Genomic DNA, 10,032 nt, shown 5'->3' with positions numbered 1-10,032 from the left:
CTCCAACGCGTTCACGAAGTCGGGTCGAAAAGCGGCGAAAAAGCCGAAGCGTTCGCGCGCGCCTTCACCCCGACCGGAAATGTTCCAGCTGCCCCGCCCGGCAATCATGAATAAGACGGGCTAGAACGGGACTGAGGTGGACGCGCTCGGCGCGTTGAATGCCGTGCCCCATACCGGGATTACCATGGTGAAATTTGGTTGAGATGCCGTAACGGTAAGCGCAGTGGCTCCGGCAGCCGGCGCCGGTATGTTCAGCGTCGGCGGACCGCCGGTATTGTAGAGCAACGGGGCAACGGCTTGCTTGTCCGCTGCGGCTGGCAGGGGATCGCCGGTACAACTCGAGGGCGTTGTGTTGCTCGCCGACCATGGCGACATCGGAGTGGTACCTATTGTGGTGGGGGTGTAGCAATTGACCATCATCACCCGGGCACCCGCATTGGCAAGCGCATGCAGTGACTGAACCGTAATTGCGTAACGTCCCAGATCGAAAATAGCGAACATCAACATGAACAAAGGCAGAGCGACGAGGCAAAACTCCAGCGCCGCGACGCCTCGTTGATCGAGCTTTCTCATCACAGCACCAAAGCGACGACTTGGCTGCGGGCAACGGTGCCCGGAGCACAGCTGTTCGTACTCAGGTAGGCATTACCGTTGATGGTAATCGTGTTAGCAATCACTTCTGTACAGGTCGTATTGGTATTTTGAACCCCTCCGCCATACGAAACGTCAGCGTTGGGGAAGTACATCGCGCCGCCAAAGCTAGACGTAGCGCCACCGCTGATGTTGACGGCTATCTTGCTCCCGTTCGTGTTCTGGGCCTGATCGTCAATCAGAACGCCGTTCAGATCAGAAGAGAAAGTGTTGCTCTTAGCGGCGGAGAGATTAACCGTACCACCGGTCATGTTAATGGTCGAAGTCGACCCCAGCAATACGAGGGTCACGCCCGACGTGGATGCGCTTGTGCAGGTGCTGCAGGTGACGGTTCCACCAGTGATTTTGATCGTGGCATTGTAGAAAAAGTACGTGCCTGGTGCGAAATCCACCCAGTCGTTGTTCGACACCGACAGGTCTTTGTAGGCCCCCGTGCCTCCGCTGTTCGGGCTCACCGTATAACAGTTGCTAGCGGTTATCCCTGAGGGCAGCGGCGCGGGGCACGTTATTCCATTTAGTGGCGCGGTATTGCCGGTCCTCGTGTTGAACGTTTCCGCATCCAGTACCTTCAACGGATTCGTCGCAGGCAGCGTATTGTAGTTATACGGCACGCTAAGAGCGCAATGGCCCACCGAGGCGATACAGCCGGTTACGCCATTAACGGCCCAACCTGAGCCACTGAAAGTCGGAGTGCTATTATACTTGACGCTGTTGTCCGACATCAGCCCGCAACCATTTCCGGTGATGTTGCTGCTGCCGCCGATTGTCAGTGCGTTGTTATTCGGTCCAAGTCCCAACGCACATAGGTCTTTCGGGTTCTTGACTTCGGCGATGGCTTGAGCGCGGATGTTGACAGTGGACAAACCAAGCACTTTTGCCAGGTACGTTGTCTGCTGCTGGCCAACAATGGCACGAACGCGACTGGAGGTCGGCTGATCGATCGCCACGGTCTGTGTCGTACCTGTCGGCGGCGAGCTCACACAAGAATACGTGGACGAGGTGTCGGTAGGGTCGCAGAACTTGTTCTTATCGGCGAATTGTTTGCCGCGATAGATATAGTCTTGTGCCGTATCACAATTACTACCTACTGCGGCGTTCGAGCATGCCAGCCGTAAGGCGCCCGAGTAGGCTGCCGCATCAGCGGCATTCTGCGCGTGTTGCTTGGTGATGTACCACGATCCCGCCTCGGCACCGAGTGCCACCACTCCGATCAGCGGCACCAGCGCGACGACGGTCGCGATTGAGACAGAACCACGATGGCAGCGGAGCAAGTTACGCATCGACATTCTCCTACTGGAATCGTTCTGTGTAGGTTACCGTACAGGTGCTGCACAGCACCGATCCAAGCACCATGGGTGACAGGGTGAAGCTTGTCGAAAAGAAGTAGTACTTCGGCCAGGTGGTGCCGCCGCACGGGGCCGCTGTCCCGGCATCTCCGCATTTAATCGCCGCACTGACCGTATAGCCGTCGACCGTCGTGGGTAGCGAGCTCTGCCAGGTGCTGATGCTGGTCGAATCGGTCGCGTCGAGGTTGGAATATTGGGCACGCTGTCCCATATCACGCAAAGCCTGATACGCGGCGTTGAACCTAAAGCCGGCGATAGCCAAGTCAGCAAGCGGCACAAGCAGGGTCAGCATCAAGAAAAGGGAAACGATGGTCATCTCCAACGCGGCGGCGCCGCGTTGATCTGAGAGCAGGCCCCTGCCGGTCACTTTGCCGTTTCCGGCCAAAACCGTTCTTTCAGCCATAGCTTTACCCTCGGGGCTACCCTGCCCCTTAATCCATTTGGCTCTGAACACCTTGCTGCACCATGACACCCTTAAATTGCGTTCTGCTTTAACGGCTCCAACAGGATGACCGCGCTCATGACTTACTTACCTGCGCTGGTGAACGTAGCTATGAGGCGCAGGTACGGACTTCCGCCCAAAATCACGAACATCGCTGGAAGCATGAACAACACCATCGGAGCCGTCAGCTTGGCCCCCAGCTTGTGCGCTCGTTCTTCCAGCTGGGTGATGCGTTCCCGCCGGAGGTCGACGGCGACACTGCGCAGAGCCTGGCTCAACGGCGTTCCGTATTGCAGGCTTTGGCTGACAATGGTGCCGAACCGGCGAAGTCCCTCTGACGTAGATCCGAATTTCTCGAACGCATCGCTGCGGTTTGGCAATACCCTGAGATTATCAAGAAGATCGAATAGCACCCCGGCCGTCGCTGGATTCGTCTCGTGCATTTCTTCCGCAACTCGTTGCACCGCGCTCTCCAGCCCCATTCCCGCTTCGGTGCATACAACCAGCAAATCGATGGCATCCGGCGTGCCCAGCCGAATGGCAGCATCAAAGCGCCGTTTCAGCAGCAACAGGATCAATCGCGGCCCCATGATTCCGATCACCCCGCCAATGAGGGTGAAGATCAACGCATCGGTCAGTGGCTTCCCCAAAAGCTGCGCAACAAGAAGCGCCCCAATCGGGAACAAGCACATGCTGACAGTTTTGACACCGATCCAGATCGGCAAGACTCGATAATGATTGAAACCGGATGATTGAAGGATCGTTCGTAGTTGTTCCAGATTTTCCGGAGCGTAGAAGCGCTGATACCGAGCGCCGAGTGATGAAAACAAGCCGCTCATGCCCTGGATGGGGGCTGACTTGCTGGAAATGCCCAGCACAGCGTTTGACACTCGTGTATTCAATGTATGGAAGTGTATTTCGCGAATGATCAACAAGCAGGCCGCAGTCGCAACTGCTACGGCGAAGGCAGCCAAACCGAGAACAACACTCATAGTGCCGTATCCCTTCTGATCATCCAGCGTATCACAAAGTGCCCGACAAGAACCGAGCATACTGCGTACGCCAGCAGTTTGTTTCCGGTCGGATCAGAGAACAATAGATCGATTGATTGCGGACTGATCCAGTAGAATATCCCACCTACAATGAGGGGCATGAATGAAAGTGCTCGTGAAGAAAAGATCACCTCTGCTGCCAAGGCCTTGGCGCGAGCAGCCAGCGCAACGCGCTGACTCACGGTGTCTCCCAGTGTCTGCAACGTTTCGGCCAAACTGCCACCAGACTTCAACTGGACTGCAAGTGTCACCGCAAACATCGCATACTCAGCCACTTGCGTTCGCCGATAGACAGCCTCCACAGCTTCCTCGGGAGGTCTCCCCATGCTCAATTCGCTGCATACGATGGCAAACTGCCCAGCTGTCGGTTGCGGCATCTCGCGGGAGATGGTGCGAAATGCTTCGTTCACAGGCAGCCCGGATCGAACTGTACTTGCCACTATCTGGATCGCATCGGGTAGCTGTCGAAAAAGTTGATCGGCGAGGCGACGTTCCTGCCACCCGAACAGACCTCGCACCATCAGTATGGCCACAATTGCGGCCGCCAGATACGCGTAGAGGGTGGGAAAATCCAGCACGCGACTAACATAAATTATTGCCGCTGCGGCGATGGCGCCGGCGAGCAGCGCATACGCGGGATGCCAAACGTAAGTCGTCTCTGCGTTGTAATTGGCCAAGCGGTGGAGAAAGCGCCGTCGGGACCCGGCCAGTAGCCGACGAATAGAGGGCAGGCTCGACGAATGCGAGGTTGGTAGAGCTACTGCTAGCTGACGATTGATGCGGCCTTCTCGGCCGTCGAGCAACAACGACACGACCGCTGCGCAGATCAGGAGCGTCAGGACAATGATGATCAAGAACGGCAGCATTATAGTTGCCTCATAGCCTCAGCCCAAGCTCGATCAAGCCCATAATAGGCAAGACGGTTCTTGAATTTTGGGATTGAATGGGTGGACCGATAGGCGCCCAATATCCGCCCGTGAGCATCCTCTTCTTGGTACTCGAACGCCGCGATGTCATTGGTGGTGATGACGTCGGTCTCCAGGCCGGTCACCTCGCTAATTTGGATTATGCGTCGCTGCCCATCTCGCATGCGTTCTACTTGGACGATGATATCCAACGCAGCAACGATCTGGGCTCGAATCGCCCGCAGCGGCAGATTTGGCTGTCCCATCTGCACCATGTTTTCGATACGGGTAAGTGCGTCGCGGGCGCTGTTGGCATGCACCGTGGAGATCGAACCATCATGACCAGTGTTCATCGCTTGCAGCATGTCAAACGCTTCAGCACCGCGCACTTCGCCTACGACGATCCGGTCAGGACGCATCCGCAGGGCATTCCACACCAGATCGCGTTGTGTCACCTGCCCCGTGCCCTCGAGGCTCGGCGGCCGAGTCTCCAGGCTGATCACGTGCGGCTGTTGCAGCTGCAGCTCTGCGGCATCCTCGATGGTGACAATGCGCTCGCTGTGATCGATGAATTGGCTCAGGGCGTTCAACAGTGTCGTCTTGCCAGAACCGGTACCGCCGGAGACCAGAACATTGAGCCGAGATCTGGCGGCAATCTCGAGCAAATGTCCCATGGCAGAGGTCATCGTGCCGTTTTCGATCATTCCGGCCAGATTTAAACGGCGACTTGGAAATTTTCGGATGGAAATGCAGGGACTATGGATCGCTAGCGGCGGGAAGATGATGTTGACCCGGCTACCGTCCGGTAAGCGGCAATCTACCATCGGGCTGGATTCGTCAACGCGCCGTCCAACCTGGGATGCAATCTTCTGCGCTACCGATGCGATGTGCTCATTGTCGCGGAATCGCAGCGCGACCCGTTCTAGCTTGCCGGCTCGCTCGACATAGACGTTACTTGGTCCGTTGACCATGATATCGTTGATCGATTCATCCGCCAGGAGCGAACGTAGCGGCCCGTAGCCGGTCATGTCGTCCGCAATCTCGTCGGCTAGCAGAAACTGCTCGCGGCCTGACAGTTCGAGCCGTTCCTGGTTGGCGATTCCATGGATGATTTCCTCGATCTGCCGACGAAGGACATCGCGGGAAACAGTTGCGGCCACCGATGGCTCAATCTGCTCAATGACCCGTTCGCGCAGCGAAGCCGGCATCTCAGCTCGTTCGTGCAGCGGAGCCGGCATCGCGCCTCGTTCGTGCACTGAAACTGGCATCACGGATTGGTAGGTCGAAGGTTCGTCGCTGTTTGGCACGGTTGACGTGCCGTCCCTTTCCACAGATGCAGGAAAGCGGGTTGGTGTACTGTCGCGTTCGCGCGTACCGAACTTTTTCGTCACCGGAACAGCCTCCTGAACCATCCCTTCCGCACGACGCCAACACCAGCGATCTCCCGAACGATGGGCGCAAGGTGACGGCGCAGTTTTGATACGTGCTTTAGAGCTGGAATTCCGAGATTGACCGCTTGGGTCATGCCCTTTCCGAGATCGGGGATCACCATGTCTGGTTCTGCGCCTAAGGCCTTGACGATCATTGCCCTTGGAAGGCCCCCCGGACGATCGGCACGATTGAGCAAAGTAAAAACTCGATCTTTACCGGCGATGTTCGTGACGGCGGTGCGAAGGGCATGTGCATTGCGAAGTCCGGTCACTTCAGCCTCCAACAGCACCAGCACTTGGCGAGAAAGCATGATCACAGGATGGAGCGATGCCGGAAACGGGACTGGTACATCGACAACAATATAATTGAAACGTTGACGGAGCAGACCCAGTACGTGTCTCACTCCCGCTTCAGTGATGTCCAGCTGCGCATCCAGATCCTCATCGGCGGAAATCAAACAAACACGCTCGTTGATATCAATGGCCGCGCGTTCGAGGAACAGTGTGTCCGCCCGCATTGGGTTTTCCAGAGCGATGCGCAACCCCGGCCCAGGCCGAACTCCCAACATCACCGCCGTTTCGCCGTTTTGTAAATGAAGATCGAGCAGCGCGACCTTGGCCTTCGTGGTCTCGGCCAGTTGCAGTGCGAGATTGATGGCGATACTCGTTGCCCCGGCGCCGCCTTGCGCGCCGCAGATCGAGATCACCTGTCCACCACGATCGGCCGCACCGGACGCCGTGTCGCCAAGCAGCTTCGGACGCAGCTGGTGCAGCACCATATCGCGCGTAAGCGGCCTCGGAAGGTACTCGGTCAAGCCGATTTCCATCAGCTCGCGGTAGAAGGTGATCTCTCTGCTCTCACCGATCAGGGCTACCAGGACATCAGGTGGGCAGACGGCGGACAACCTTTCCAGTTCCGTGAAGGGATCATCGATCCCGCTGATGTCCGCCACTAGCGCGAATAGCTCGGTGTCGGTCTCGAGCATCCGTATGGCATTGCGGATCGTGCCACGCCTGATCGCCAGGTTGCTGCCTTCGAGGCCTTTGCGCAAAGCCGCTGCGCTAAGCTCGTCGCTTACGAAACAGACGATTCGGTCGCGCGTCGCAACAGATGGAGTTTCATCAGGCGAGTTGACTATTGCCATGTTGACGCTCATCGCAGTTTCTCCTGCGGTGTTGCGGCCTTGACCTCATCAGCTGCACGAACCACCACCGTTTCACTCTGGCGGGCAACTTTCGGCAAGACGCCACAGTCGACAGTTGAATCCTGTTTCCTGACTGAGTATTCCTGAACCTTACCGCCTCCATAAACCACGACCGCTGCACTTTGGCCGGCAACAGCATTCTGGCGGGCTATTTCCGCCGACACGTCGCAGCTGGAAATAGTGCGACTCTCCGCTGTGTCCCGTAGCTCGATAGCTGATCGCATGGCCAAGGAGAGCGATCCGAGATTTTTTGCGACCGTGATCTTCTTGACCTGCTCTGGCGCAAGCTGCAGTGACACAGTTTGTGCTACCTTCGCGGCCGTGGCGTTGTTGGCTCCGCCACCTTGCACAATCTCCTGGTCAATCGCGATGATTCGAACATTTTGGAGAATGGTCTCGCTGAGGGCGCGACGCGCGACATCTGCGTTCGCGGCTACTTGGGTCAGGACAACATCCACATAGTCGCCCGGCTTGATCAGCCCTGAGACACCAGATTCTGCGTCAACCTTGATGCTAATAGCACGGGTACCAGGCTCCAGGACGCTGGCGAGGAAACCCCGATCTCCCCGCAACAATATGTTTTCTGATGTGATTGGACTGCCCGTCTCGAGGCTCTTGCGAACCAGAGAACCGAGAAGTCTGTTCCGATCGTCGGTCGTATCGCGAATCGCCCCTGTCGGAACGCTATCCAACGGATCCGAGCGGAAATCTTCGTCGCGTGTCAAAGTACCCGCCTTCAAAGGACGTGCCGCGACAAGGTACCGGGTGAGAGGCGCCGGCGCCTTCTCCGTGAGCTGTGCGACTGGGGCCGGTGCATTCGGCAGGTTCAGGCCGTAGGCAATAAGCCCGAGCGCAGCGGTCGCGAGCAAAAGAACCATTATGATCGAAATACGCAAAGTAGCTGACATGTTCAAAGCCCTTGACTGAAAATGGTCCAAATACCGCCGCACGCGATCGCAACCCCGTAAGGTAGCGGTGCACGTCGCAAATGGCGCCACCGTTCTATCGCGTAGACGCGGCGCGCGAACGACGATCCCGCGGGCGCTAGCCTCGGATATGGCAGAACGCGCAGCATCAGATGCACCACGGCAAGAACGCCGCCGGCCAGAGCGGTGATAGTCAACAACTGGATCACACCCATCAATGGGAGCCCAATCGCCAATGCGGCCAGCAGTTTGACATCGCCGCCGCCCATCCATCCCCGCTGGTAGATGACTAAAAGCAGCAGAAACAGGATTGCCGCGGCGATCAAGGATTCCACAAACTGCATCGGGCCGGCAAAATGCCCGGCGATCCCGAGGAGCGCCAGCACCAGACAAATTTCATTTCGGATCAATCGTGTCGCGATATCGATCGTTGCGACATAGAGCAACAAAAGGATTTCAAGAAACGAGGCCGTGTGAGCAATCCAATCCATGGGAGCAATCCAATCCATGGGAGCAATTCAATCCATGGGAGCAATTCAATCCATGGGAGCAATTCAATCCGTAAAATGCATTCCTAAAAGCAGGCGCGGCATTGGGAGATCCATTGCCACGCCCACGACTCAAAGACGTGTCATAGGACTCAGAAAGACGAGTCACGGCAGTCCAGTCATAGTGGAGGCGATCACGCTGAACCCGGTATTCAGCGCCCCGCTGAGGGTGTTAGTACCGGTACCAGTAAACAGGAGAAGTACGACGGCGCAGACACAAGCCCCGACGATCACGTACTCGAGCGACACCACACCGTCCTTGTCTGTGCGAAGACGCTTCAGCGCTTCCGTGGCCTCAACATAATATCTCAACATAGCAAAATCCTTCCCTCGAAAGGAGACGCGGCATTGGGAGATCCATTGCCGCGCTCTGGACTCCGCTTATGGCAGACCAGTCATAGTGCTGGCGATCTTGCTGAACCCGGTGTTCAGCGCTCCGCTGAGGGTGTTGGTACCGGTACCGTTAAACAGAAGAAGTACGACGGCGCACACACAAGCCCCGACGATCACGTACTCGAGCGAAACCACGCCGTCCTTGTCCGTGCGAAGACGCTTCAACGCTTCAGTGGTCTTGATGCAATATTTCAACATAGGATAAAATCCCTTTATTCGAGATGAATTTGCGGCAACCTTTGCGGCAACCATTGGCACAAAAATCCACTGCCAATCGCTTACGTTTATAGTATCGCATCAAAAAGCTGTCACCTGGTAATCCTTTATTAACCTTACTGTGGCAGCGGCGTCGCCGATATTGGCCCTGTACGCGCTGAACAAAGGGCGGCTTTGACTCTGGAGGTAGCTCGGAATTTCTAGCGGCGCTCCGGCCTCCGGCGCGTCATCCGCCCTAAACCCCCCGTGAAAATACGGGCAATCCATCGTGAGGATGCGCTGCGTTCGAACGGTGCAAGGCCGGAGCCGCATGGGCCAGATCGAGCCGGACGAGGAAATCTTCGTCGCAGCCAATCAAGCAGGCAACTGCTGCTGGAAAAGACAATCGAAGCCGTTCAGCTAGCTCAACGTCGAACGGCGAAGACTCTGCCGGCACAATCGGCCACACCGACTTCCTTGGCCTGCACTCGCGCAAGCACAATTGACGAAGTGGAGTTCTACCCTCTCACATGTTTGCGCTCGAGGGCGACGACCTGCGCAAGCTGCCGAACGGCCACCCTCGCCCGGCTCCTCGCTCGTCGCGTCGACGGTCTCTTCCTGTGCCACGTCGAAGTTCGCTCTCCGCAGGTCCCTTGGTACTTGCGATCCCGGCCACGGTTGGTGAGCCCTGGGCTCCTGGCTTATTCCAAATCTGTCCGGTACGAATGCATGCATTGATGCCCTCGCGGTCCTTCGAAGCGTCGGACGTCCTCCCCGTCTTGTGTCTCTTTCCTCCGAGCCGCCAATGACATGTGAGCGTCATGCGGAGACCACGCGCTGAGGGTTGATCTGGTCGGCTAGGAAGATCTCGCGGAATGGTTTGTCGCGAGGTCACAATGTCAAAGAATAGTCGTAAGGATAGCGATAAGGATAGGCATA

At 57.0% G+C, this 10,032-nt stretch carries 10 protein-coding genes; all 10 read right to left on the bottom strand.

Translation table 11 applies throughout. The annotated features are described in order from the left end of the window. Positions 1-120 precede the first annotated feature (120 nt). The gene (locus AC066Y_RS42555) at positions 121-573 is read right to left on the bottom strand and encodes a TadE/TadG family type IV pilus assembly protein (RefSeq protein WP_478279052.1); all 453 of its coding nucleotides are present in this window, start codon (positions 571-573) and stop codon (positions 121-123) included. After that, complete coding sequence (locus AC066Y_RS42550) at positions 573-1,931, bottom strand: pilus assembly protein TadG-related protein (protein ID WP_478279051.1); 1,359 nt, start codon at positions 1,929-1,931, stop codon at positions 573-575. Before AC066Y_RS42550 ends, AC066Y_RS42555 begins: the two co-directional genes overlap by 1 nt. 10 nt (positions 1,932-1,941) lie before the next feature. Beyond that, positions 1,942-2,400, bottom strand: a complete 459-nt coding sequence (locus AC066Y_RS42545) for a hypothetical protein (protein ID WP_478279050.1) — start codon at positions 2,398-2,400, stop codon at positions 1,942-1,944. A gap of 122 nt (positions 2,401-2,522) precedes the next feature. Continuing rightward, positions 2,523-3,431 carry a type II secretion system F family protein gene (locus AC066Y_RS42540; RefSeq protein ID WP_478279049.1) on the bottom strand — a complete coding sequence of 303 codons (909 nt, stop codon included), beginning with the start codon at positions 3,429-3,431 and terminating at the stop codon, positions 2,523-2,525. Next, the gene (locus tag AC066Y_RS42535; protein ID WP_478279048.1) at positions 3,428-4,357 is read right to left on the bottom strand and encodes a type II secretion system F family protein; all 930 of its coding nucleotides are present in this window, start codon (positions 4,355-4,357) and stop codon (positions 3,428-3,430) included. Before AC066Y_RS42535 ends, AC066Y_RS42540 begins: the two co-directional genes overlap by 4 nt. Continuing rightward, positions 4,357-5,634, bottom strand: coding sequence for a CpaF family protein (locus AC066Y_RS42530; RefSeq protein WP_478279053.1), 1,278 nt, complete (start codon positions 5,632-5,634; stop codon positions 4,357-4,359). The genes AC066Y_RS42535 and AC066Y_RS42530 overlap by 1 nt, the downstream gene beginning before the upstream one ends. A gap of 149 nt (positions 5,635-5,783) precedes the next feature. After that, complete coding sequence (locus AC066Y_RS42525) at positions 5,784-6,983, bottom strand: CpaE/TadZ family protein (protein WP_478279047.1); 1,200 nt, start codon at positions 6,981-6,983, stop codon at positions 5,784-5,786. Beyond that, positions 6,980-7,939, bottom strand: coding sequence for a Flp pilus assembly protein CpaB (gene cpaB, locus AC066Y_RS42520; protein ID WP_478279046.1), 960 nt, complete (start codon positions 7,937-7,939; stop codon positions 6,980-6,982). Before cpaB ends, AC066Y_RS42525 begins: the two co-directional genes overlap by 4 nt. Before the next feature lie 2 nt (positions 7,940-7,941). After that, positions 7,942-8,448, bottom strand: coding sequence for an A24 family peptidase (locus AC066Y_RS42515; RefSeq protein WP_478279045.1), 507 nt, complete (start codon positions 8,446-8,448; stop codon positions 7,942-7,944). A 438-nt stretch (positions 8,449-8,886) separates the two neighbouring features. Beyond that, on the bottom strand, positions 8,887-9,150 hold the full coding sequence (locus AC066Y_RS42510) for a Flp family type IVb pilin (RefSeq protein ID WP_478279044.1): 264 nt from the start codon (positions 9,148-9,150) through the stop codon (positions 8,887-8,889). Between the last annotated feature and the right edge of the window lie 882 nt (positions 9,151-10,032).

The organism is Bradyrhizobium sp. USDA3010, assembly GCF_056429065.1.
Note: the sequence above shows the minus strand (reverse complement) of the source record. Positions and strands in the feature narration are given on the sequence as shown.